Source organism: Kibdelosporangium banguiense, from assembly GCF_017876405.1.
Taxonomy (GTDB): Bacteria; Actinomycetota; Actinomycetes; order Mycobacteriales; family Pseudonocardiaceae; genus Kibdelosporangium; species Kibdelosporangium banguiense.
The window spans coordinates 8,360,691-8,383,375 of the sequence record NZ_JAGINW010000001.1; the positions used below are offsets into that span (position 1 = coordinate 8,360,691).

Sequence of the window (22,685 nt, forward strand, 5' to 3'; positions counted from 1 at the left end):
ATGTTCGGCGCACGGGTCGAAGCCGGATCGAGCGGTGGTCGAGATGTTTTCGATGGCCGCCCAGCAGCCTTGCCGCGACCGCGCGGATACCCGCGGAGAGAACGAGGAGGCCTCATGTGCGGTGTCACCGGCTGGGTGGACTTCCGGCGGGACCTGGCCGGGCAACGGCCGATCCTGTCGGCCATGACCGAAGCGCTCGGCGCCAGGGGAGTGGACGACCGGGGACTGTGGCTGGACGGGCATGCCGGGCTCGGGCACACCCGGACCGCGATCATCGATCCGGTCGGCGCGACGCAGCCCATGACCGCCGACGAGAACGGGCACACGGCGGCTGTCCTGTCCTACAACGGCGAGGTCTACAACTTCAAGCAGTTGCGTACCGAGCTCAAGGACCGCGGCCACGACTTCCGTACCCGCAGCGACACCGAGGTCGTGCTGCGGTCCTATTTGGAGTGGGGAGCCGACTGTGCGCGGCATCTGGAGGGCATCTTCGCGTTCGCCGTCTGGGATCCGCGTATCCGGCGGCTTTTGCTGGTCCGTGACCGGTTCGGCGTCAAGCCGCTGTTCTACGCCCCACTGCCGGATGGCGTGCTGTTCGGCTCGGAACCCAAGGCACTGCTGGCCCATCCGGCGGTGCGGCCGGTCGTGGACCTCGACGGGCTCCGGGAACTGTTCTCGATCGCCAAACAGCCGGGGCAGGCGGTATTCCGTGACATGCGGGAAGTGCCACCGGGACACACACTGACAGTCGACAGGGACGGGATCACCGCCAGGCGTTACTGGCAGCTCGAGGCACGTCCGCACACCGACAGCCTGGACTCGACCATCAGCACAGTGCGGTCATTGCTGGAAGACATCGTGCTCCGCGAACTTGTGGCGGATGTACCGCTTTGTACCGCGTTGTCCGGCGGCCTCGACTCCAGCGCAGTTACCGCGCTGGCGGCGAAGTGGATGTGGCAGATCTCGGGTGAACGCGTACGTACCTTCTCGGTGACTTTTGACGGATACAGCGAAGGATTCCGGCCCGACGACGCCAGAAGCACTGCGGACGCACCGTATGCGGCTGAGATGGCCGCGTATCTGCGATCCGGCCACACCGACATCGTGCTGCGTACGCCGGAGCTGATGGATGCCGGGACTCGGGCGGCGGCGCTGTGGGCGCAGGACATCCCGTCCACCCTCGGCGACATGGACACCTCGAACTACCTGACGTTCGGTGTGGTCCGCCGCCATTCGACGGTGGCGCTGTCCGGTGAGGTGGCCGACGAGATCTTCGGCGGGTACAACTGGATGTTCAATCCGGCGTTCGTGCGGGCGGACACATTTCCCTGGGTGGTCAACGAGGCCAGCCAGCCCGGCGCACGCCAGGGCCAGGGCAGGGGCCTGTTCGACCGAGGCGTCATGCAGAAGCTCGCGATGACCGAGTACTACGCCGACAGCTACCGTCAGGCGCTGGCGGAAGTACCGCACCAGGACGACGAAAGCAGCGACGAGCATCGGATGCGCTCGGTCAGCCATGTCACCTTGACGCACTGGATGCCGTTGCTGCTCGACCGCGGCGACCGCCTCACCATGGCGCACGGCCTGGAGATGCGCGTGCCGTACGCCGACCATCGGCTCGTGGAGTACCTGTACAACACGCCGTGGAGTTTCAAGACCTTCGACGGCCGGGAGAAGAGCTTGCTGCGTGCCGCGGTCCGGGACCTGCTGCCCGAATCCGTGCTGGCACGTAAGAAGAGTCCTTGGCCGGTGACACAGGACCCTGTCTACACCCAGGCGTTGCGCGATGAACTGGCTTTGCTGCTTGCCGACAAGGACGCTCCCGTCGTGCCCTTGCTGGACACGGACGCGGCCCGCAAGGTACTCGAGCATCCGGATGGTGTGGCGATGGACTGGCCCAGCCGGATGAACGTCGAGACGGCCTTGCGGTTCGACCACTGGCTACGGCGCTATCAGGTGGAACTCGTCCTGTGAATGACTATGGCCGGGCCGTTGCCAAGGCCCGGCCATACGTCTCACATCAGGACACGTCGAATCCCAGTACTTTCCGCAGCACGGTCGTGAGGGTGACCGCGGGGTCGGACACTGTTCGCTCATCGCGCCAGGCGACGTAACCGTCGGGACGGATGAGCACCGCGCCGCCGGTACCGAGTCCGTAGCGGGTCTGCCATTCGTCCTCGACGTCGACGAGGTCGACGCCTTCGCCTTGTGCTCCGACGCGGTAGGCCTTCAGCGGGACGGCCAGCGTGTCGGAGACCGGTGCTGCTGCGCCGTACCAGGGAGCGCCGTCACGACCGGTGAGCAGGACGAAGGAATCGGTGCACAGGTCATGCAGGCCGATCCGTGCTCCGCCGAACTCCAGCCACAGGTGCGGAGCGCGTGTTCCCGGCTGCCCGTGCAGGTCCAGCTTCTCCCCGAACACCGTGTCGTGTTGTCCCATGGACAGGTCGGTGCCCAGCACCGCCGACGATCGGTAGCGGTGCCCGAGAGCCCATACCTTGTCGTCCGGTTTGGTCTCGCCTTCGGCGTCGCCGCCGCCCATCCGGGCCTGCTGGTTGGCCACGATCCGCGGCGCCAGCTCGTTGGCCAGCGGCCGGCGTTCGGCCTCGTAACTGTCGAGCAGGGCGTCCTTGGCCCAGCCGCGCACCACACCCGCGAGCTTCCATGCCAGGTTGTGCGCGTCCTGCACGCCGGTGTTGGCGCCCATCGCGGCCGCGGGCGGCCACATGTGCGCACTGTCCCCGGCGAGGAAGATCCGGTCGCTGCGGAACTTCTGGGCCACGCCGACTCCCTGTTCCCACGCCGCGATGTCCTCGACCTCCGCGGCCAGATCCGGCACGCCGATCGCGGCGCGGACCAGCCCGAGGCAGTGCTCGGTGGTGAAGTCCTCAATGGACTGGTGCTGCGGGTCGTACCCTACGGTCAGCTGCCAGCGATGGGGCTCCGAGGTGCTGACCATGCCGCCGAAGATCCCGGCCTGCGGGTTGAGGATGATCCAGAACAGTGCCCGGCGCTGGATGTACGGCGAGAGGTCCGCCCGGAAGACGATGTTCATCGAGTGCTGGAAGATGGTGGCGCCGGGCCGGTTGATGCCCAGGCTCTCCCGGATCGGGCTGCGATGGCCGTCGGCGGCGATCAGGTACCTGGCCCTGATCGTGCGCTGCTGCCCGGTCTTGGTGTTCTCCACCAGCGCGTTGACGCCGTCGCCGTCCTGCTGGACCGACAGCACCTCGGTGTCGAACAGGTGGACCGCGCCCCGGTTGGCCGCGGCCTCGATCAGGATCGGCTCCACGGAGCTCTGGTCGGCCATGCAGTAGCTCGCCGCGGTCAGGTCGGGCCAGGCACGGGGTGCCTCGTCTTCGAAGACCCATTCCCATTCGCCCGAGATCGCCGTGCAGCGGGCCACGCCCGCCTCGTCGTCGAACGGCTTGCCGGCCTCGTAGATCTCCGCGTCCACCCCGAACGCGCGGTAGATCTCCATGGTCCGCTGGTTGATCCCCCTGGCCCGGCCCTGGATGGACACCCCGGGGTGCCGGTCGACCAGCAGGGCGGGCACGTCGTGGTGTGCCAGAAACAGTGTGGAGGCCAGGCCGACCAGTCCGCCACCCACCACGAGAACCGGCAGTGTGCCCGCCGTGTCGTCAGTGTTGCCGGAGCCGTCGGTTGTCTGCATGCGAGTTCCCCTTCTCGAACGCGGCACGTCATCAGGTAATAGTCATAATATAACTGATCGACTGAGTTATAGCCATACTAGGACTGATCCTTCCGAGTGCCGTCCCAGGACGGCTCGACCGGGCGCTGGCACGTTCGGGGCCCGCTTCTTGCTTGGAAGGTGAGGATGCCGATGCGTACCGCGACCCAGATCCTGGTGATCGGCGGCGGGCCCGCCGGGTCCACCGCGGCCGGCCTGCTGGCCAAGGCGGGACATCAGGTCACGCTGCTGGAGCGGGAGAAATTCCCGCGCTACCACATAGGTGAGTCGATCCTGCCGTCCTGCCGGCCGATCTTCGAGCAGCTGGGCGTGTGGGACAAGCTGGAACGCCACGGGTTCCAGCCCAAGGGCGGCGCCTACTTCTTCTGGGGCCCGGAGGAGTGGGAGGTCCGGTTCAACGACCTCGGCTCGGACGGCACCAACGCCTGGCAGGTGGTCCGCGCGGAGTTCGACCAGCTACTGCTGGACCACGCCGAAGAGCTGGGCGTCGAGGTGGTCCAGGGCGTCAGCGTGCGTGAGCTGGAATTCGAGGACGGCAGGCCGGTCGCCGCGCACTGGGCCGGCACCAAGGAGCCGTCGGTTACGGGCCGGATCGGCTTCGACTACCTGGTCGACGCGTCCGGGCGGGCCGGCGTGATGTCCACCAAGTATTTGCGGAACCGTAAGTGGCACACCGTGTTCCGCAATGTCGCGGCGTGGTCGTACTGGAAAGGGGCCAAGCAACTCGACCGTGGCCCGGCGGGCGCGATCGCGGTGTGTTCGGTGCCCGACGGCTGGTTCTGGGCGATCCCGCTGCACGACGGCACCATGAGCGTCGGCCTGGTCACCGGCAAGGACGACTTCAACCGGCGGCGTACCGAACTCGGCGGGATCGAGGAGGTCTACCAGGCGGCGATGGCCCAGTGCCCCGCCGTGCTGGAGCTGCTGTCGGACGCCGAACAGGTGGCCGGGATGAAGGTCGAACAGGACTACTCCTACGTCGCCGAGCAGTTCACCGGACCCGGATACCTGATCAGCGGCGACGCCGCGTGCTTCCTTGACCCGTTGCTGTCGACCGGGGTGCACCTGGCGACCTACAGCGGCATGCTCGCCGCGGCCGCCATCAGCAGCGTGGTGTCCGGCGAGGTCGGCGAACAGGAGGCCTGGGAGTTCTACGGCACCGTGTACCGGCAGGCGTACGAACGGCTGCTGGTGCTCGTATCGGTGTTCTACGAGAGCTATCGCGGCAAGGACCACCACTTCTACAACGCGCAGCGGCTGTCGGAGGCCGACCGGGACGAGCTGGATCTGCAGGCCGCGTTCAACCGGATCGTGACCGGCGTGGCGGATCTCGACGACGCCAAGGACGTCTATCGCCGAATCCGGGGACACCTGGGCGGAACCGAGAGCGGAGACCCGAACCCGCTGGCGAATCTCAACAAAGTGCACGAGCGTAAACAGGCGCCGATGACTCCCGAGAACGCCGTCGCCGGGTTGTATCTGGCGTTCCACCCTCGGCTGATGCTTCGCCGCGCCGACGTGCCCATCATCGGACGGCGGTGACGCCCGTCCTTTTGTGATTGGCCGATCACCGGTGGTAGCAAAATGCGTATCACTCCGGTTTTCGATCAGTATGAGGACACGATTTCGGAAACGCACCGGCAAGGCACTGGACCCCGGGCCCCGCGCTCGACTACCTTTTTGCCGCGCTCGAATACGATGTGGAGCGAGCGGTATACGAGGTTATGGGGAACCAGCGTCCGCCCCGCACCGTCGTACCGGCTTCGCACGCTCTGATATCGGGCGATGTCGGCGAGAAGGTGTGGAGGGGGACATGACCGAAACAAGATCACATGAATTCCAAGCCGGTGCCGCGCCCGGCGGGAAGATCTATTATGTCGATTCCGTCGCGGGTGACGACGCCAGTTCCGGCCGGACGACGCAACGGCCGTGGCGGAGCCTGGAGCGGCTCAACCAGGTGACGTTCCAGGCCGGTGACATGATCAGATTCCGGCGTGGCCGGGAATTCGCGGGCATGTTCACCCCGCGCGGATCGGGATCGCCGGGCCGCCCGATCACGATCGACGCGTATGGCACCGGCCCCAAGCCCGTGATCGACGGCGGGGGCGCGACCGCCGCGATCATGCTGTCCAACGTCGAGGGCTGGCAGGTGCGTGACCTCGACGTGCGCAACGAGGGGCCGCCGCCGGTCCCCGGCGAGCAGCGGGCCGGGATCTACGTGCTGCTGGAGGACTTCGGCGTCGGCAGGCACTACGTCATATCCAATGTGGACGTCCATGACGTCAACGGGCCCGACAGCCGGAGTCCCATTCCCAGCGGCGGCATCGTGTTCGTGGCCGGGGGAACCGCCCGGCCGACCGGGTTCGACGGCGTCACCGTCGAGAACAACACGGTCGAGCATGCCGACCGGCTGGGGATCGCGCTGATGTCGCATTGGACCCGGCGGGACCGCTATCCCGACGGAACCGGTTCGGCTTACGTCCCGTCAAAAAATGTCGTGATACGCCGCAATCGCGTCAAAGATGTCGGCGGCGACGGCATCATGATATACAACGGCGTCCGCGCGCTGGTCGAGCACAACGTGGTCGACGGGTTCGCGGGCAGATCGGCCGAGTTCAATTCCGGGGTCTACGGATTCAATTCCGACAACAGCCTCTTCCGGCACAACGAGATCTGCAACGGCCAGCGCAACGGTATGGCACTGGACATCGAGACCGCGGACAACGGAACTGTGTACGAGTACAACTTCAGCCATCACAACAACGGTGGCTTCCTGTTGACGTGCAACGACGCCGGGGCCATCGCGAACAATAACGTGATCAGGTACAACATCAGTCACGACGACCGCGACGGCGACGGATCGGTGCCGTTGGGCGTGATCACGGTGGCCTGTGGAATCGCGACGAATCTGCGTATCCACAACAACACCATCTACGCGCCGAACGCCGCCAGGGTGATCAACAACCTGGGGGAGACCGCGGCGGAGGTGTCCAGCAACATCTTCATCGGCCGGTCGGCAGGCTCGACCATCACCGATCCGCACGGCACCTACAGCGGAAACGTCTACCACAACGTCACGCTGCGGCGGGCAGTCGACGCCAACGCCGTCGAAGCGGATCCATTGCTGGCCATCCAGGACGGGCAGACCGATGCCGACGTGCACTGGTTCCAGCTTCGGGAAGGTTCCGCGGCACTGAAAGGCGGCGACCCCACCCTTGAGCACAACGGGCGGGACTACTTCGGCAACGCGGTTTCCGGTACATCGCCCAACATCGGCGCGTACCAAGGGCCTGGCGTCACGCCGTGACTCAGGCCAGGTGGCCGGAATTCCGGCCACCTGGCCTGGTCAGTCGTCTGCCGGCACTGATCGCGGGGGCGAGTCCACGACGCCGGCCCGCAGGTCGTCGACCAGTTCACGGACCCAGCGCAGCTCGGCCTCCAGCATGGCCTGCATGTACTCGATCTCCACCACGTAGATCCGGTCGAGACCGCCCGGGTACGCCTCGATGTCGTTCTGGATGTCCGCCTTCATCTTCGCGAGCGTCTCCTCGAGGGCCTTGACGCGCTCGGTGAGGGTCCGCAGTTTCTCCTCGTCCGGGATCGCGGCGAGGAAGGCGAGTGCCGCCGGGAACTCGGGGTACTCCATCGACGGCGTGGACAGCATCCCCAGCAGCCAGCTCCGTGCGGTCCGGACGCCCTCGGGGGTCGCTTTGTAGACCGTCCGCTCAGGCCGTCGCTCGTTGCGCGCGGTCTCCTGCACGGCGATCAGGCCGGATCGCTCAAGCCGTTCGATGATCTGGTAGATGGCGTTGTTCTGGGTCACGTTGACGACCTGGTCCTTGCCCCACTCGCGGATCCTCTGCCGCAGCCCGTACGGGTGCATCGGTTCCTCGGCAAGGATCATCAGCACCGCCATCGCGAGAGGCGAGCGGCGGGGAGCACGACTCGTCATCATGTGGTTGCGTGACCTCCCGTGATTGCGCCGCACCGGGGTCGATCGTAGCCCCCGGGCACCCGCTCACTCCCGCACCAGGGGTTTTCGAGCCGCAGCCGGTACTGCTATCGCACGCCAGTCTCGCGCCGGAGCGGAGGCCCCCATGCTGCACGAGGAGTTGACCGAGGCCGCGGGCCCCGTCCTGGCCAAGGTGCAGGACCACCCGTTCTGGGCGGGTCTGCGGGACGGCTCGCTCCCCGGCGTGTCGCTCGCGCACTTCGTTGAACAGGACACTGGATATCTCCTGCCTGCATACGCCCGCGCGCTGGCCAGGTGCGCAGCCACCGCCAACGACGACGGCCACGCGATCCTGTTCGCCCGGTCGGCCGCGAGCACGCTGGACGCTCGCGACCGGCTGCAGGCCTCCTACACCGAACTGGCGCCTGGGCTCGGCCTGCCGGCACTGCACGAGCACGCGCCGGTTGATCCAGCCACCCACGCACATGCCTCGTTCTTCACGGCCGCTGGCGTAAAGGCGCCGTACACCGGCATCGGGGCGCTGCTGCCCATGGTGTGGTTCAACTTCCATGTATCGAACGACCTCGTTGAGCGGGCCGTGCCGGATTCCCGGTACATGCCGTGGATCGAGGCCTATCACCCCGGCGAGAGCTACCAGTACGCGGTGCACGCGTTCCTGGATGCCGTCGACGGCATCGGCGAGACGTGCACGGCCCGGCAACGCGAGGAGATCACCGGGCAGTTCCGGCTCGGTGTCCGCTACGAGTGGGCGTTCGCCGAAAGCAGCCTGCGCAGGCCGGTCTGGCCGGTCTGACCGAAAGACCAGAAAGGTGCGACGGGATGAGTGTGACAGTCCCTGTCCGGTATCCCTTCCCGTGGACCCCGCCGATGGAAGTCCCCGAGGCGTTGCGGAGTCTGCGGGACAACGCCGTGGTCGAGGTGACGCTGCCCAGCGGCGACACGGCACTGCTGGTAACCCGTTACGCCGACGTACGGGCGCTGTTCGCCGACCACCGGCTGAGCAAGGACATCTCCCGGCCGGGCGTGGCCCGGATCTCCGCGGACAACGACCTGTTCATGGACCCGGAGATCGACCCGGATCCACCCGGCCACACCAGGGTGCGTGGGCTGGTCACCAGGGCATTCACCGCGCGCAGGATCGAGGCGCTGCGCCCGGTCGCCACCGCGATCTGCGACGAGTTGCTCGACCGGATGGCCGGCGGGCCGCAGCCTGCCGACCTCAACGAGGCCTTCGCGTTCCCGCTGCCGATCCGGGTGATCTGCCGGCTGCTGGGCGTCCCGCCGCGGGACATGGGCAAGTTCCGCAAGCTGGTCGACGGTTTCCTGTCGGTCACCAAGCTGCCGCCCGACGAGGTCGAGCAATGCCGTACCGGCCTGTGGCAGTACCTCGGTGACCTGATCGCGGCCAAGCGCCGTGACCCCGGAAACGACCTGATCGGTGCGTTGATCAAGGTGCGCGACGAGGACGACAACCGGCTCTCCGAGCACGAGTTGCAGTTCTGGACACAGAGCCTGCTCATCGCGGGCTACGTCACCACGGCCAGCCAGATCGGTGCGGGCACCGCGATGCTGCTGCACCGGCGTGAGCTGGTCAAGGAGATCCAGGCGGACTTCTCCCTGGTGCCCGCCGCGACCGAGGAACTGCTGCGCACCCAGATCATGGGCTCGTCGATCGGGACATTGCGCTACGTGCTGGAGGACATCGAGCTGTCCGACGCGACGGTGCTGCGTAAGGGAAGCAGCGTGCTGCTGTCGGAGGAATCGGCCAACATGGACGAGAGCGTCTTCCCCCATCCGTTCACGCTCGACATCCGCCGCACCGAGAACCACCACATGACCTTCGGTGCGGGCCTGCACTACTGCGTCGGCGCGGCGCTGGCGCGGATGGAGATCCAGGTCGCCACCGAGGGCCTGCTGCGCAGATTCCCCGACGTCCGGCTGGCGGTCCCCGGCGAGCAGTTGCCCCGTGGCCTTGGCGGGTTCATGGAGGGCTTCACAGAGATCCCGGTCGTCTGGTGACCGGCCTGATGGACCCCAACGTCTTTCAGGAAGGCATTCCGTACGAGTACTTCCGCGAACTGCGGGCCACGCGCGGGCTGACCCGGGCGACCGACGTCGAAGGGCAGGAGTTCTGGAACGTCGTACGGCATCCCGAAGTGGCCGCGATATCCCGTGACCCCAAGGTGTTCTCGTCGAGCCCGAGCACGATGACGTCGGTCCGGCTGCAGGAGTCCGAGTACCCGATCATCACCTTCCTCGACCCGCCGGACCACACCCGGATGCGCAGGCTGACGTTCAAGGCGTTCGCCCCGGCCCGGATGGCGGCGCTGGCCGGGCCGATCCGCCGGATCGCGGGCTCGTTGCTGGCCACCGCGGCCGCCAAGGGCGAGTTCGACCTGGCCGACGACGTGGCGCTGCTGCTGCCGTTCGAGGTGCTGGCCGAACTGCTGGGCGTGCCCGGCAGCGATCGGCGGATGGTGATCGGCTGGGCCCGCCAGACGGTCAACCTCGGCGACCCGGAGTACGACCCCAGTGTCACCGACGCGGGCACGGACGTGTTCCGGCAGATCCTCGACTACTTCATGCAGTTCGCCCGGTATCGCGCCGGCACACCGGCCGACGACCTGTTCTCGGTGCTGTCGGCCGCGCGGGTCAAGGGCGACAGGCTTTCGCCCGAGGAGATCGCGGTGTTCGCCACGACCCTGATCACGGCGGGCAGCGAGACCACATACTGCTCGGTGACCGGTGCGGTGCTCGCTCTGCTTGAGCACCCGGATCAACTCGCCATGCTGCGCGCGGACCGGTCGCTGATCCCGGGCGCGGTCGCCGAGATGCTCCGGTGGATCACACCGGTGACGCACTTCGCCCGCAATGTCGTGGCCGGCACCGAGATCGCGGGACAGCCGATCGTGGCGGGCGAGCGGGTCGTGATGTGGTACACCTCGGCCAACCGGGATGAAGCGGTGTTCGCCGATCCCGACCGGTTCGACATCACCCGCAGCCCGAATCCACACCTGACCTTCGGTGGCGGCGGCCCGCACGTGTGCATCGGCAACGGCTTGGCCGTGCTCGAGTTGCGGATGTTCCTGGAGGCCGCGCTCGATCTCATCCCGCGCATCGAGTTCGCGGGCCCGTTGGTACGTCCGGAGACCAACTTCATGAACAGCATCAAGCACATGCCCGTCCGTCTGACCACAGGGAGCGCGTGATGAGCCCGGTTTCGGTTGAGCCGCAGGGCTTGCTGGACATGTTCCCGCTCGATCTGCCGCCCGGGCAGCGTGTGCTCGCGCTCTTCTCAGCCAAGTGGACGATCGGCGCGCTGCGTCCGCTCGTCGAACTCGGCGTCCCGGATCTGCTGGCGAGCAGCCCGAAAACTGCGGCACAGCTCGCTGAGGCGACACGTACCAAGGCTGATGTGCTGCACCGGTTGCTGCGGGCGACCGCGTCCGCGGGGATCTTCCGTGAGCAGGACGACGGGACTTACGCGCTGACCGAGTATTCCGAGACGCTGCGCTCCGGTGTTACGGGCGGCATCCGCGAGATGTTCCTGTTCGCGTCGCATCGGATGATGTGGCGGCCGTACGAGGAAGTCCTGCACACCGCCCGCACCGGCGAGTCCGCCTTCGAGCAGGCGTTCGGCGTCTCGTTCTTCGAGTATCTCCAGACCGATCCCGCCAGCGGGAGGTTGTTCGACCAGGCCATGCGGCAGAACCAGTACCCGGAGACCGACCGCATCCTGCTGGAGTACGACTTCGGCCGGTTCCGCCGGATCGCCGACGTCGGCGGTGGCCAGGGGCAGTTCCTGGCCGAGATGCTGGGCAGGCATCCGGGTTGCGCCGGGGTGCTGTGCGACCAGCCGCAGGTGGTCGCCGACGCTGAACCGGTGTTCGAGCAGCGCGGTGTGGCCGACCGGGTGGAGATCGCCGCGGTCGACTTCTTCGCGGAGCTGCCCAAGGGCTGTGACGCGTACTTCATCAAGCACACATTGCACAACTGGGACGACGAGCACGCGATACGCATCCTGCACACGATCCGCACAGCGATCGGCGAGGACACCTCGGCGCGCCTGCTGATCGTGGACATGCTGCTGACCGGCTCGCCCGGCTGGGATGTCGGCAAGCTCATCGACATCGAGATGCTCGCCGCGCTCGGCGGCCGGGAACGCAGCCGCGGCGAGTGGAACCGGGTGACCGAGGCCGCGGGTTTCGCGCCCGCCAACGATCCCGCTCCCGGTGCGTTGGCCCTGCTGGAGTTCCGCCCAGTCTGAATTCGGCCAGTCTGAATTCGGCCAGTCCGAGAGGAGCTGTGATGTCCGGTGTCGCCCCTGGCGCGGACGACCTCGACCCGCGAACGCAACGGGCCCAGCAGGTCTACACCGAACGGATCCTGTCGATCTACGATCCGTTGGTACTGCGGGTGTTCTGCACGTTCATCTGGCGGTGCCCGCCTCGCACGATGGTAGGTCTCTACGATCGGCTGGCCGGTCGCAGGCATCTCGACCTGGGCCCGGGAACCGGGTTCTTCCTGGATCGCTGCCGGTTCCCGGTGCGTGACCCGGAGATCACGCTGGTCGACCTGAACGAGAACTGCCTGACCGTGTCCGCCCGGCGGCTCAGCCGGTACCGGCCGGCCACGCACCAGGCCAACATCCTCCAGCCGTTGCCGTTGCCCGCCGGGCATTTCGACTCGGTCGCCCTGAACCTGGTGATGCACACCATCCCCGGCGGCTGGGAGACGAAAGGTCAGGCGTTCCGGCACGCGGCCACCTGTCTGCGACCGGGCGGCACCCTCTTCGGCACTACGGTCCTCGAACGTGGCGTGCCGATGAACCGGCTCACCCGCAAGCTGATGGCCGAGCAGCATCGGCGAGGCAACTTCCAGAACCAGGGCGACGATCCGGCCGGACTCACCGAGCAGCTGAAAAAGTACTTCCCGGTCGTCAAAGTCGTCACCGTCGGGTGCGTGGCACTGTTCGAGACGCGCACCGACGGAGGGGACCAATGAACAGCGCCCCGAAAGCAGTGGTGGTCGGCGCTGGTATCGGTGGGCTGTGTGTGGCGGCAGGACTGATCCGGATCGGCTGGCGGGTGAGGGTGCTGGAACGCAGTCCCCGGCCTCGCGAGGTAGGGGCCGGGATGTCGCTGATGGTCAACGCGCGCCGGGCGCTGGACCAGCTTGGTGTCGGAGCCGAAGTACGGGCGCGGTCGGCGACCATGATGCCTGGTGGCCAGGGAGTCCGGCTGCCGTCAGGCCGGCGGCTGATGCCTGGCGCCGACGCGGATTTCGTCGCCGAGCATGGGCTTTCGGCGATCGTCCTGCTGCGGCGTGACCTGCAGGACGTCCTGCTCAGCGCGCTCACGGATGGTTGCCTGCGAACAGGTGCGCGGGTCACGGACGTCCGCTGGGACCCGGCCGGTGGCCCGGCGTGCGTCGTCTACCACACCGACGAGGGAACGCGGACGATCGAGGGTGATCTGGTTGTCGGGGCTGACGGAGTGAACAGCCGGATCCGTTCGTTGCTTCAGCCGGATGCGCATCCTCCTGTTTACAGTGGACATAGTGTCTGGCGGGGGATCAGTGAGTGCACTATGCCGGACGAACCAGGTGGCAACACCTGGGGGAGAGGCAGGCAGTTCGGACGGATGCCGCTGCGCGATGGCCGTGTCTACTGGTACGCGGTCGCCAATACCCCGCTGGGGCAAAGCAGTGACGACGAGCTGGGCGAGGTGCGCCGCCGGTTCGGTACCTGGCACGACCCGATCCCGGCCTTGCTCGACTCTACTCCGGGGGACACGGTGTTACATCACGACGTGTTCGAGCTGGATCCGCCGTTGTCGTCTTACGTCTCCGGATGTGTTGCTCTGCTTGGCGATGCGGCCCACGCTATGACGTCCGACATCGGGCAGGGCGCTTGCCAGTCCATTGAGGACGCAGTTGTGCTGTGTGCGGCGTTGGCCGAGCAACCCGATGTCTCTGCTGCTCTGGCTCGGTATGACGAGCAACGCAGGCCGAGAGCGCAGATGATCGTCGAGGCCTCGCGGCGAATGGGCGAGCTGACCATGCGTGAGCGGCGCTGGCAGGTACTGGCCCGTAACGCCATGGTGCGGATGGTTCCGCGACGGTCCAGGGAACGTGCGCTGGCCGCGGTCGGCGACTGGCAGCCTCCTGTGCTGGCCTGACGATGGACGACACCGTCGGTATCACGATCGGCGTGTTCGGTGCGACCGGGCGGGTCGGGCGTGAAGTGGTCCGGCTGCTGGTGGAAGCCAACCAAACTGTGCGCGCGTTCACGCGGAATCCGATGCGGGCAGACCTCCCGGCCGGTGTCGAGGTAGTCGGTTGTGATCTCGGAGAGCCGGAGACGCTGGCGGCCAAGCTGGCTGGAATCGAACGACTTTTCCTGCTCACGACCGGCCCTCAAGCACTCGACCACGACCGCAATGTCGCTGCGGTGCCGGGGATACGCAGGGTGGTGAAGCTGTCCTCGGTGGCGGCGATGCCACCGACCGGCAACGTCTACGCCGCGGCACATGCCGAGGGCGAGTACGTGGTTCAAGTCGCATGTCCGGAGTGGACGATGCTGCGACCGGCCGCGTTCATGTCCAACATGGAATACTGGTTGCCGCCGATCGAGGCCGAGCGCACTGTTCACGCGTCATTCGGCAGCATTCCACGTGCCGTGGTCGATCCACGTGATGTCGCGGCTGTCGCGGTTCGCGCCCTTGTCGAGGACAGTCACATCGGCGAGACGTACACGATCACCGGCCCGGAGGCGCTCACTGTGCCCGAACAGGTCGACCGCCTGAGCCGAGTAGCGAACACACCTCTCGAATACGTGGATGTCCCCGGGTCGGCTGCCCGTGCGGGCATGATCGGCGGCGGGATGCCGCCCGAGCTCGTCGATGGCTTGGTCGCGGAGCTGGCCGACCCTGACCCTCGCCGCGGCGGCATCCCACTGCCCACAGTGGAGCGCGTGACTGGCCGCCCACCGGCCTCGTTCGACGACTGGCTGACCCGGCACCGGCGCCGCCTGCTGGGTTCCATTGGGCTTTGAGCCGGCTTCCATCCGTCATCGGCACCATTGTCCTGCGGCAGAACGGCGACTCCGGGCCGGTGGCGCTTGTCCCGAAGGGAGAATCTCCAGTGGATCAAGGGTTACGCGGGAAGAGAGTGCTCGTGACGGGAGGCACGCGAGGAATCGGGCGCGCTGTCGCGCTCGCGTTCGCTGACGCGGGGTCGTTCGTTGTGGCGGGCCACCTGAATCCCAGTGAAGCGGCGGAAAGCCTTGCGCGTGAACTGAAGGAATGCGGCGACAGCCATCGTGTCGTGGCGGCGGACGTGACTACCGAACGCGGTGCTGGACGGCTTGCCGAGGCAGCCAGGGAAACACTCGGTGGCCTGGACGTCCTGGTCAACAACATGGGCGTGGACGGCGTGGTGCCATTCGGCGAGCTCGACGAACAGCAGTGGCGGCACGTCGTCGACCACAACGTCACGGCCGCCTACCTGGTGACATACGCAGTGCGTGATCTGCTTGCAGACGGGGCTTCCGTGGTGAACATCGGCTCGTCGGTCGCACTGCGGGGACGTGCCAACGGCGTGCACTACTCGGCGTCCAAGGCGGCACTGATCGGCTTCACTCGCGCACTGTGCAAGGAGTTCGGCGAACGCGCGATCCGGGTCAACGTGGTCGCACCCGGGCTCACCGAGACCGAACCGGGTGCCGGCCTGCCGCCGCAGGCGGTCGAACGCATCGTGGGGATGACCGCGCTGGGCCGGATCTGCCAGCCACACGACGTGGCAGGAGCGGTTCTTTTCCTCGCGGGCGACACGTCCCGCTACATCAGTGGAGTGACCTTGAACGTGGACGGAGGCGTCTGATGCCGTACGCCGCGATCACCTATCGCGTGCAACCGGGACACGAGGACGAGATCGCCGAGATCTTCGCGGGCTTCCAGCGGGTGGACACCCCGGTGCTGCGCGGCTCCGACGGCGACCAGGCCGGGCGGCTGCTCGGCACGGCCGTGTTCGTCAAGGACGACGTCATGGTCCGCGTGATCCACTACGAGGGCGAGTTCGCCGCAATCGCCAGGCACATGGCGGCCCAGCCCGGTGTGCACCTGATCGAGGAGAAGCTGGCGCCGCTGCTGGTCCGGCAACGGGACACCAGCACTCCGGAGGGCTTCGCGGAGTACTTCCGGGACGCGACGATGCGGTGCGTCTCCCAGCTGTCGGTGCAGACGCACCCGGCAGGGGGCTGACAGGTGCCCGACAGGTCCATCGCCGTGATCGGACTCGGCGGAATGGGGTCGGGAATGGCTCGCGCCATTCTCGACGCGGGATTTCCCGTCACGGTGTTCAACCGCACGCGGTCGAAGGCGGAGCTGCTGACAGCCGCTGGTGCACGCCTGGCGGAGTCCGCGTCCGCCGCAGTACAAGGAACCGGCACGGTATTGCTGAGCTTGGCCGATGAAGCCGCTGTCGAAGAGGTGCTTTTCGGTGAGGTGACGGGAAACCTGCGGACGGGAGCCGTGGTGATCGACACGTCGACCGTGTCGCCCACGTTCGCGAGGAACGCGGCCGAGCGGCTGACAGCGTTGGGAGCGCGCCGGGTCGAGGCCTGTGTGGTGGGCAATCCACAGATGGCCGCGCACGGTGCGCTGAGGGTGTTCGCCGCAGGCAAGAAGTCCGATGTGGACGAAGTGGGCGCCGTGCTCGACGCGATCGCCCAGCAGGTCCGCTACCTCGGCCCGGCCGGCAGTGCGAGCGTGCTCAAACTGGCGTTCAACCTGTTGCTGGGCGTGCAGACCGCAGGCTTGGGCGAGGCTGTGGCGTTCGTCGAGACGATGGGCCTGGATCGCGGCCTGCTGCTTGACGCACTGGACAACAGCGGGTGGCGGTCGCCGGTGTTGAGCTTCCGTGCCGAGTTCATGCGCAGGCGCGCGTACCAGCCCGCCGGTTTCCGGGCCGGATTGATGCACAAGGACCTGACTCTGGCCAGAGACGAGGCGTTGGCACACGGTGTCGCCCTGCCGTTGGCCGACCGGACCGTCGACCGGTTCGACGAGGTACTCGCGGCGGGCCGGGCGGATGACGACGCCGCCTCGGTGGCCGAGCTGACACAGACCCGATGAAGCGGCACAGGAGGAATCAATGGACATAGGAGTGTGCCTGCCGACGACCGTTCCCGGCGCCGACGGTGGGCGGCTGATCGAGTTCGCCCGACGGGCTGAGCGGCTCGGCTTTGCCGTATTGGGCGTGAACGACCGGTTGGTGTACGACAACTACGACAGCATCGTCGCCTTGGCCGCGGCGGCAGGCGTGACCGAGCGCATCGAGCTGACCACGTCGATCCTGCTGGCTGCCTACCGGCCCAGCGTCGTCGAGCTCGCCAAGCAACTGGCCAGCCTGGACCGGCTGTCGGGCGGCAGGCTCGTACTCGGTGTGGCGTCGGGGATGCGTGAGGACGACTACACCGCGACAGGGACCGAATATCATCGCAGGGGCAGCCGGCTCGAGGCGATGCTCGACGAGCTCACGCAAGTCTGGCAGGGCGACGGTCCCGTGCCCGGAGTCGGGCCACGGCCGACCAACGGCAGCATTCCACTGTGGATCGGCGGCATGCCGGATCCCGGGCTGCGCCGGGCGGCGAAGTACGGCATCGGCTACATCTCCCCGGGCGGCCCGCCCGCGGTGTTCCCGGATCTCGTGGCCAAGGCCAGGGCGTCGTGGGCCGAACAGGGTCGCGACGACATGCCCAAGATCGGCGCGATGTGCTACGCCTCGCTGGGCAAGGACGGCGCTGAGCTGGGACGCAAGCACGCGCTGAGCTACTACTCCTACCTGGGGCCGATGGCCGAACGCCTGGCGAGCGGCGTCATCTCCGACGAGGACAGGCTGCACGACGCCATCGCCAGTTACGCCGGCAACGGCGTCGACCGCCTGATGATCATGTCCTGTTCGGACGATCCGGCCCGGCTCGATCTGCTGGCCAAGGCGGCACTGGGCTGATGGTGACCCTGCTCGGCGTCGCGGTGCTCGTCGGCAGCGGCGTGGTGGCAGGGGTGCTGTTCGCGGTGGCGCTGAGTGTGTTGCCCGCCCTGTTCGCGATGCCGGCCGACCGGTACGTCTACACGCACAAGCTCATCGGCCGTAACTGGGACCCGACGATGCCGGTGATCGTGCTGTCCTGCGTGGCGATCGACGTGGCACTGGCGGTGGTGGCCACGTCCGGCACGGTCTGGTTCGCGGCCGCGGCGGCCGCACTGCTGGGAGTGTCGGTCGTGTCGCACTTCTGCAACGTCCCGATCAACCGCCGGGTCAAGTCCCAGGACCCGGCCGGCATCCCGGCCGGCTGGCGTGACCCGAGGCCGGTGTGGCGCCGGTGGCACCTGCTGCGGACGGGGCTGGCCCTGTTCGCCCTGTTCGCCAACGCCTTCGCGGTCGCCACCGGATGACCAGCCGGATTCGAGGAAAGGAAGGGTGTCATGAGCGGATTCACGCTGAGCGATCTGAGGGAGATCATGCGGGCCAGTGCAGGTGTCGACGAAGGCGTCGACCTGGACGGCGACATCGCCGGCGTCGAGTTCGCCGACCTCGGTTACGACTCGCTGGCCGTACTGGAACTCGCCGGTCAGGTCGGGCGCAGGTACGGCCTGCGCATCCCGGACGACGCGGTGGCCGAGATGCCGACCCCCGGCCACGCCGTCGAGTTCATCAACACACGGCTCGCCGTGCAGGAGGCATGAGATGGCCGGGCACACCGACAACGAGATCATCATCGACGCCCCGATGGACCTGGTCTGGGACATGACCAACGACATCGAGTCGTGGACCGACCTGTTCAGCGAGTACGCCGAGGCGAAGATCCTCCGCCGGCAGGACGACACGATCGTGTTCCGGCTCGCACTGCACCCCGACGAGAACGGCACGGTGTGGAGCTGGGTCTCGGCCCGCACACCGGACCCGGCCACGCGGACCGTGCGGTCCCAGCGGGTGGAGACCGGGCCGTTCAAGTACATGTGGATCTACTGGGAGTACCTGCCTGCCGACGGGCACGTGCGGATGCGCTGGGTGCAGGACTTCGAGATGAAGCCGCAGGCTCCCGTGGACGACAAGGTGATGCAGGACAACCTGAACCGCAACACCGCCGTCCAGATGCGACTGATCAAGGACAAGGTGGAGGCGGCGGCGCGCGACGCCGCCCCGATCGGCTGAGTCTGCCCCGGTGCGGAGGTGCGCGGTGCTCGAACTGCTGGTCCCGGTCGTACTGCTGGCCAACGGGCTGGCCGCCGGTGTCCTGGTGGGTACCCAGCTCGGCGGATGGCCGCTGCTGGAAAGCCTGCCACCGGCCGGTTACGTCTCCGCCCATGCCTTCTTCTCGACCCGGTTCGACCCGTTCATGCCGGTCTGTTTCGTGGCCGCCGCGGTCGGTGACGTGGTACTGGGCGTGCTGGCAGACCGTGCCGTGACGGCGGTGCTTTTCCTGACGGCAGCGCTACTGACGCTGGGCAGTGTCGTGGTGTCGTTGGTGAAGAACGTTCCGCTGAACAGATGGATCCGGACGCTGGACCCGGACCGGTTGCCGGCGGATTTCGCCGAGCGCGATCCACGCAGGCGTTGGGGTGGCTGGAACCGCGCCCGTACCGCGCTGGCGGTGCTTGCCCTGTTGTTCAACTGTGTCGCGGTAGGCCTGTTGCTGTGACACGTGATTCGTGGAGGGAGGACTCGATGGGCGGTCAGCGCCGGGGATTGCGGGTGCTCGTCATCGGCGGCGGCATTGGCGGGCTGTGTCTCGCACAAGGCCTGCGGCAGCACGATGTCGACGTCACCGTGTACGAACGGGACGAGTCCGCGTTGGGACGGCGGCAGGGATATCGGCTGCGGATCAGTCCTGAAGGCGAGCAGGCGTTGCGTGACTGCTTGCCGCACCGGGCGCAGCAGCTGTTGGTCGCCACGGCGAACATGCGGTACGAGAAGGGACTGGCCGCCTACGACGAGCGGCTCAACCCGCAGTGGGCCCCTACGTTCGAGGACGCCAGAGGCGATGCACCGGACAAAGTGGACGCTGTGGACCGGGTGACGTTGCGCCGGATCCTGTTGGCCGGACTGGACGACCGAGTCTGCTTCGGCAAGCGGTTCACGCACTACGAGCAACGGCCCGGCGGTCAGGTCGCGGCCTGGTTCGACGACGGCACCCACGACGTGGGGGACGTACTCGTGGCGGCGGACGGCACGAACTCGCGGGTGAGGACTCAACTGGGCGGCGAGCACGCCCTGAGTGACCTGGGTGTGCGCGCGATTCTGTCCCGGACGCCGATGGCCGCGGCGATCCAGGCCGGGATGCCGGAGGTGCTGCGGGACCGGTTCACCTACGTGATCGGGGCGGACGGGTTCCATCTCGGCATGATGCCGATGGTCTTCCGGACCGAGCCACGCAAGGCCGCCGCCGAGCTGTGGCCGGGCCTGGAGTTCGACGATGTCCAGGACTACTACATGTCGGTGTTCAGCGTGCACCGCAGTGAACTGGGGCTGGCCGACGAGGAGTTCTTCGCGATGACCGGCCGCCAGTTGTGCGACCTCGTTCTCAAACGCACCTCAGGCTGGCATCCCGACCTGCACGGAGTGTTCGACTACGCCGAGCCGGAGCAGACCTTCCCGGTGGCGCTTCGGGCTACTTTGCCTGTCCTGTCATGGAAAGCAGGCAACATCGTTCCGCTCGGCGACGCGGTACACGCCATGCCGCCGTCTGGCGGAGTCGGCGCCAACACGGCGGTCCGGGACGCCAGCGCACTGTCGCGTGCGCTTGTCGCGGTGGACCAAGGAAAGCAGTCGCTCGCCGAAGCCGTTGCCGCCTACCAGGAGGCGATGACCGGATACGCGACCGAGGCGGTCGTGATGTCCCTCAAGATCGCCCAGTGGTCGATGAAGCTCGACTTCGCGCCCTGAACCAGTTGAAAGGAGACGGCCGGTGCACCGGACGCTGATTGTCGCGAAACTACGGACCGACGACCCCGGCGAGATCGCGGACGCCTTCGGCGAGTCCGACTCGACCGATCTGCCCCGGATGATCGGGGTGTCCCGCCGCACGCTGTTCACCTTCCACGATCTGTACTTCCACCTGGTCGAGGCGGACCAGGACATCTCGCCGAGCCTGTACAAGGCCCGCAACCACCCGCTGTATCAGGGGCTGAGCACCAGGCTTGCCGAGCTCGTCGCGCCCTACGATCCACAGTGGAAGGAACCGAAGGACGCGATGGCCGACCCGTTCTACGTGTGGACGCCCGAGCAGGGGATCGTGCGATGACCACGATCCGCCGGCTCAAGGTCAATGTTGAGGCCGTTGTTGCCAATCGCCGCCGTGGCGGCGACATCCGTGTCACGCTCAGCCCCAAGACCGTGCAGTCCACGTCCGGCTTCGGCGGCGTGCTCCGGCTGCGGCCCGAGGAGTTCGTCACCGAGCACTACCACCCGTACTCCGAGGAGTTTCTGCACGTCGTGCGGGGTGAGCTGGAAATGCTGCTGGACGGCGAGCCGGTGGCGCTGGCGGCGGGCGACTCGCTGATGGTGCCGATCGGTGTCCGGCACCGGCTGCGCAACGTCGGCGCCGAACCGGCGCAGGTCGTGTTCCACCTGTCCCCCCTGGCACCCCGCCCGGAGCTGGGACATGTCGACACCGAACAACCAGTGGCGCCGGCGGCACCCCCGCCAGAGGTCGGCAGGCCCGGATGAGCAGGACGGCCGTGATCACGGGGATCGGCGTCGTGGCACCCGGCGGGATCGGCCGTACGGCGTTCTGGGATCTGCTAAGCGCCGGCCGCACGGCCACCCGGCGGATCTCGTTGTTCGAGCCGGGGGGGTTTCGCTCCCAGGTCGCTGCCGAGGTGGATTTCGACCCTCGGGTGCACGGGCTGACCGCACAGCAGATACGCCGGATGGACCGTGCCGCGCAGTTCGCCGTGGTGTGCACGAGGGAAGCCGTGGCGGAGTCCGGCCTCGACCTCTCGTCGATGGAACCCGAACGGCTGGCGGTCAGCATCGGTAGCGCGGTGGGTTGCACCATGGGGCTGGAGGAGGAGTACGCCGTGCTGTCCGACGACGGACGGCGATGGCTCGTCGACCACACGTACGGCGTGCCGCACCTCTACGGCTACATGGTGCCGAGTAGTCTCGCCGTCGCAGTGGCTTGGGAGGTCGCAGCCGAAGGACCGACCGCGCTGATCTCCACCGGATGCACCTCCGGGCTCGACGCCGTGACGCACGGCGCAGCCCTCATCGAGGAAGGGACAGCGGACGTAGTGCTGGCCGGTGCGACCGACGCACCGCTGTCACCGATCACCTCGGCCTGTTTCGACGCCATCATGGCAACTTCGCCGAACAACGACGATCCCGAACACGCTTCGCGGCCGTTCGACGCGGACCGTGACGGCTTTGTCCTGGGGGAGGGCGCAGCTGTGATGGTGCTGGAAGAGATGTCCGCCGCTCGCCGCCGTGGTGCCCACGTCTATGCGGCAGTGGCGGGATACGCCAGCCGTAGCAACGCCTTCCACATGACCGGCCTCAAACCGGACGGCAGAGAAATGGCCGAGGCCATCACGGTCGCGCTCGACCGGGCGCGGGTCGACGCCTCAGCCGTCGACTACGTCAATGCGCATGGTTCCGGCACAAAACAGAACGACCGGCACGAGACAGCGGCATTCAAACGCAGCCTGGGCGATCACGCCTACCAGCGGCCGGTCAGCTCGATCAAATCCATGGTCGGCCACTCACTGGGCGCGATCGGGTCCATCGAGGTGGCGGCGTGCTGCCTGGCGTTGGAGCGTCAGGTGGTCCCGCCTACCGCCAACCTGCACACTCCCGACCCGGAATGCGACCTGGACTATGTGCCGTTGACGGCCAGAGAGCACCCCATGGACACGATCCTGTCGGTCGGTAGCGGATTCGGCGGTTTCCAGAGCGCGGTGGTGATCACCCGAGTGTGAGTGTGGCGGCCTTTTCTTC

At 67.3% G+C, this 22,685-nt stretch carries 24 protein-coding genes; 22 read left to right on the forward strand and 2 right to left on the reverse strand.

Annotated elements, in window-relative coordinates; translation table 11 throughout:
- Nucleotides 1-114: 114 nt before the first annotated feature.
- Nucleotides 115-1,974, forward strand: a complete 1,860-nt coding sequence (asnB, locus tag JOF56_RS37940; protein ID WP_209644244.1) for an asparagine synthase (glutamine-hydrolyzing) — start codon at nucleotides 115-117, stop codon at nucleotides 1,972-1,974.
- A gap of 46 nt (nucleotides 1,975-2,020) precedes the next feature.
- Here the strand turns inward: asnB and JOF56_RS37945 are convergent, their stop codons facing one another.
- The gene (locus JOF56_RS37945; RefSeq protein WP_209644245.1) at nucleotides 2,021-3,673 is read right to left on the reverse strand and encodes an FAD-dependent monooxygenase; all 1,653 of its coding nucleotides are present in this window, start codon (nucleotides 3,671-3,673) and stop codon (nucleotides 2,021-2,023) included.
- Nucleotides 3,674-3,844: 171 nt separating this feature from the next.
- Here JOF56_RS37945 and JOF56_RS37950 point away from each other — a divergent pair, with 171 nt between their 5' ends.
- Nucleotides 3,845-5,254, forward strand: a complete 1,410-nt coding sequence (locus JOF56_RS37950) for an NAD(P)/FAD-dependent oxidoreductase (RefSeq protein WP_209644246.1) — start codon at nucleotides 3,845-3,847, stop codon at nucleotides 5,252-5,254.
- A gap of 271 nt (nucleotides 5,255-5,525) precedes the next feature.
- A complete protein-coding gene (locus JOF56_RS37955; RefSeq protein ID WP_209644247.1) occupies nucleotides 5,526-7,019 on the forward strand; it encodes a right-handed parallel beta-helix repeat-containing protein in 1,494 nt (497 codons plus the stop codon).
- A 39-nt stretch (nucleotides 7,020-7,058) separates the two neighbouring features.
- Here JOF56_RS37955 and JOF56_RS37960 read toward each other — a convergent pair whose 3' ends face one another.
- A complete protein-coding gene (locus tag JOF56_RS37960) occupies nucleotides 7,059-7,628 on the reverse strand; it encodes a PadR family transcriptional regulator (protein ID WP_209644248.1) in 570 nt (189 codons plus the stop codon).
- A gap of 181 nt (nucleotides 7,629-7,809) precedes the next feature.
- Between JOF56_RS37960 and JOF56_RS37965 the strand changes: the two genes are divergently transcribed.
- From JOF56_RS37965 to JOF56_RS38055, 19 genes are all read left to right on the forward strand, one after another.
- On the forward strand, nucleotides 7,810-8,478 hold the full coding sequence (locus tag JOF56_RS37965) for a TenA family protein (protein ID WP_209644249.1): 669 nt from the start codon (nucleotides 7,810-7,812) through the stop codon (nucleotides 8,476-8,478).
- Nucleotides 8,479-8,504: 26 nt separating this feature from the next.
- Nucleotides 8,505-9,704 carry a cytochrome P450 gene (locus JOF56_RS37970; protein WP_209644250.1) on the forward strand — a complete coding sequence of 400 codons (1,200 nt, stop codon included), beginning with the start codon at nucleotides 8,505-8,507 and terminating at the stop codon, nucleotides 9,702-9,704.
- Nucleotides 9,701-10,894: a cytochrome P450 gene (locus JOF56_RS37975; RefSeq protein WP_209644251.1), complete on the forward strand. Its 1,194-nt coding sequence runs from the start codon at nucleotides 9,701-9,703 to the stop codon at nucleotides 10,892-10,894. Before JOF56_RS37970 ends, JOF56_RS37975 begins: the two co-directional genes overlap by 4 nt.
- Nucleotides 10,894-11,952 carry a methyltransferase gene (locus tag JOF56_RS37980; RefSeq protein ID WP_209644252.1) on the forward strand — a complete coding sequence of 353 codons (1,059 nt, stop codon included), beginning with the start codon at nucleotides 10,894-10,896 and terminating at the stop codon, nucleotides 11,950-11,952. Before JOF56_RS37975 ends, JOF56_RS37980 begins: the two co-directional genes overlap by 1 nt.
- Nucleotides 11,953-11,993: 41 nt before the next feature.
- Nucleotides 11,994-12,689, forward strand: coding sequence for a class I SAM-dependent methyltransferase (locus tag JOF56_RS37985; RefSeq protein ID WP_209644253.1), 696 nt, complete (start codon nucleotides 11,994-11,996; stop codon nucleotides 12,687-12,689).
- The gene (locus JOF56_RS37990) at nucleotides 12,686-13,864 is read left to right on the forward strand and encodes an FAD-dependent monooxygenase (RefSeq protein WP_209644254.1); all 1,179 of its coding nucleotides are present in this window, start codon (nucleotides 12,686-12,688) and stop codon (nucleotides 13,862-13,864) included. Before JOF56_RS37985 ends, JOF56_RS37990 begins: the two co-directional genes overlap by 4 nt.
- 2 nt (nucleotides 13,865-13,866) lie before the next feature.
- Entirely contained in the window at nucleotides 13,867-14,739 is an 873-nt protein-coding gene (locus JOF56_RS37995; RefSeq protein ID WP_209644255.1) for an NmrA family NAD(P)-binding protein, read from the forward strand.
- A 122-nt stretch (nucleotides 14,740-14,861) separates the two neighbouring features.
- Nucleotides 14,862-15,566, forward strand: a complete 705-nt coding sequence (locus JOF56_RS38000; RefSeq protein WP_307855437.1) for an SDR family NAD(P)-dependent oxidoreductase — start codon at nucleotides 14,862-14,864, stop codon at nucleotides 15,564-15,566.
- A complete protein-coding gene (locus JOF56_RS38005) occupies nucleotides 15,566-15,946 on the forward strand; it encodes a SchA/CurD-like domain-containing protein (protein ID WP_209644256.1) in 381 nt (126 codons plus the stop codon). The genes JOF56_RS38000 and JOF56_RS38005 overlap by 1 nt, the downstream gene beginning before the upstream one ends.
- A 3-nt stretch (nucleotides 15,947-15,949) precedes the next feature.
- Nucleotides 15,950-16,819, forward strand: a complete 870-nt coding sequence (locus JOF56_RS38010; protein WP_209644257.1) for an NAD(P)-dependent oxidoreductase — start codon at nucleotides 15,950-15,952, stop codon at nucleotides 16,817-16,819.
- A 19-nt stretch (nucleotides 16,820-16,838) separates the two neighbouring features.
- Nucleotides 16,839-17,696: an LLM class flavin-dependent oxidoreductase gene (locus tag JOF56_RS38015; RefSeq protein ID WP_209644258.1), complete on the forward strand. Its 858-nt coding sequence runs from the start codon at nucleotides 16,839-16,841 to the stop codon at nucleotides 17,694-17,696.
- Entirely contained in the window at nucleotides 17,696-18,142 is a 447-nt protein-coding gene (locus JOF56_RS38020; RefSeq protein ID WP_209644259.1) for an anthrone oxygenase family protein, read from the forward strand. Before JOF56_RS38015 ends, JOF56_RS38020 begins: the two co-directional genes overlap by 1 nt.
- A gap of 30 nt (nucleotides 18,143-18,172) precedes the next feature.
- A complete protein-coding gene (locus JOF56_RS38025) occupies nucleotides 18,173-18,433 on the forward strand; it encodes an acyl carrier protein (protein WP_209644260.1) in 261 nt (86 codons plus the stop codon).
- 1 nt (nucleotide 18,434) lies between these two features.
- Nucleotides 18,435-18,902, forward strand: a complete 468-nt coding sequence (locus JOF56_RS38030; protein ID WP_209644261.1) for an SRPBCC family protein — start codon at nucleotides 18,435-18,437, stop codon at nucleotides 18,900-18,902.
- A 25-nt stretch (nucleotides 18,903-18,927) separates the two neighbouring features.
- Nucleotides 18,928-19,389, forward strand: coding sequence for an anthrone oxygenase family protein (locus tag JOF56_RS38035; RefSeq protein ID WP_209644262.1), 462 nt, complete (start codon nucleotides 18,928-18,930; stop codon nucleotides 19,387-19,389).
- A gap of 26 nt (nucleotides 19,390-19,415) precedes the next feature.
- Nucleotides 19,416-20,633: an FAD-dependent oxidoreductase gene (locus JOF56_RS38040; protein ID WP_245378541.1), complete on the forward strand. Its 1,218-nt coding sequence runs from the start codon at nucleotides 19,416-19,418 to the stop codon at nucleotides 20,631-20,633.
- A 22-nt stretch (nucleotides 20,634-20,655) separates the two neighbouring features.
- Nucleotides 20,656-20,991, forward strand: coding sequence for a TcmI family type II polyketide cyclase (locus tag JOF56_RS38045; protein ID WP_209644263.1), 336 nt, complete (start codon nucleotides 20,656-20,658; stop codon nucleotides 20,989-20,991).
- Nucleotides 20,988-21,416, forward strand: coding sequence for a cupin domain-containing protein (locus JOF56_RS38050; RefSeq protein ID WP_209644264.1), 429 nt, complete (start codon nucleotides 20,988-20,990; stop codon nucleotides 21,414-21,416). The genes JOF56_RS38045 and JOF56_RS38050 overlap by 4 nt, the downstream gene beginning before the upstream one ends.
- Nucleotides 21,413-22,666, forward strand: a complete 1,254-nt coding sequence (locus JOF56_RS38055; protein ID WP_209644265.1) for a beta-ketoacyl-[acyl-carrier-protein] synthase family protein — start codon at nucleotides 21,413-21,415, stop codon at nucleotides 22,664-22,666. The genes JOF56_RS38050 and JOF56_RS38055 overlap by 4 nt, the downstream gene beginning before the upstream one ends.
- Nucleotides 22,667-22,685: the final 19 nt, after the last annotated feature.

Bases quoted from the DNA above. Each gene is read 5' to 3' on its own strand.
- asnB (WP_209644244.1), top strand. From the start codon at position 115: ATGTGCGGTGTCACCGGCTGGGTGGACTTCCGGCGGGACCTGGCCGGG.
- JOF56_RS37945 (WP_209644245.1), bottom strand. From the start codon at position 3,673: ATGCAGACAACCGACGGCTCCGGCAACACTGACGACACGGCGGGCACA.
- JOF56_RS37950 (WP_209644246.1), top strand. From the start codon at position 3,845: ATGCGTACCGCGACCCAGATCCTGGTGATCGGCGGCGGGCCCGCCGGG.
- JOF56_RS37955 (WP_209644247.1), top strand. From the start codon at position 5,526: ATGACCGAAACAAGATCACATGAATTCCAAGCCGGTGCCGCGCCCGGC.
- JOF56_RS37960 (WP_209644248.1), bottom strand. From the start codon at position 7,628: ATGGCGGTGCTGATGATCCTTGCCGAGGAACCGATGCACCCGTACGGG.
- JOF56_RS37965 (WP_209644249.1), top strand. From the start codon at position 7,810: ATGCTGCACGAGGAGTTGACCGAGGCCGCGGGCCCCGTCCTGGCCAAG.
- JOF56_RS37970 (WP_209644250.1), top strand. From the start codon at position 8,505: ATGAGTGTGACAGTCCCTGTCCGGTATCCCTTCCCGTGGACCCCGCCG.
- JOF56_RS37980 (WP_209644252.1), top strand. From the start codon at position 10,894: ATGAGCCCGGTTTCGGTTGAGCCGCAGGGCTTGCTGGACATGTTCCCG.
- JOF56_RS37985 (WP_209644253.1), top strand. From the start codon at position 11,994: ATGTCCGGTGTCGCCCCTGGCGCGGACGACCTCGACCCGCGAACGCAA.
- JOF56_RS37990 (WP_209644254.1), top strand. From the start codon at position 12,686: ATGAACAGCGCCCCGAAAGCAGTGGTGGTCGGCGCTGGTATCGGTGGG.
- JOF56_RS37995 (WP_209644255.1), top strand. From the start codon at position 13,867: ATGGACGACACCGTCGGTATCACGATCGGCGTGTTCGGTGCGACCGGG.
- JOF56_RS38005 (WP_209644256.1), top strand. From the start codon at position 15,566: ATGCCGTACGCCGCGATCACCTATCGCGTGCAACCGGGACACGAGGAC.
- JOF56_RS38015 (WP_209644258.1), top strand. From the start codon at position 16,839: ATGGACATAGGAGTGTGCCTGCCGACGACCGTTCCCGGCGCCGACGGT.
- JOF56_RS38020 (WP_209644259.1), top strand. From the start codon at position 17,696: ATGGTGACCCTGCTCGGCGTCGCGGTGCTCGTCGGCAGCGGCGTGGTG.
- JOF56_RS38025 (WP_209644260.1), top strand. From the start codon at position 18,173: ATGAGCGGATTCACGCTGAGCGATCTGAGGGAGATCATGCGGGCCAGT.
- JOF56_RS38030 (WP_209644261.1), top strand. From the start codon at position 18,435: ATGGCCGGGCACACCGACAACGAGATCATCATCGACGCCCCGATGGAC.
- JOF56_RS38040 (WP_245378541.1), top strand. From the start codon at position 19,416: ATGGGCGGTCAGCGCCGGGGATTGCGGGTGCTCGTCATCGGCGGCGGC.
- JOF56_RS38050 (WP_209644264.1), top strand. From the start codon at position 20,988: ATGACCACGATCCGCCGGCTCAAGGTCAATGTTGAGGCCGTTGTTGCC.
- JOF56_RS38055 (WP_209644265.1), top strand. From the start codon at position 21,413: ATGAGCAGGACGGCCGTGATCACGGGGATCGGCGTCGTGGCACCCGGC.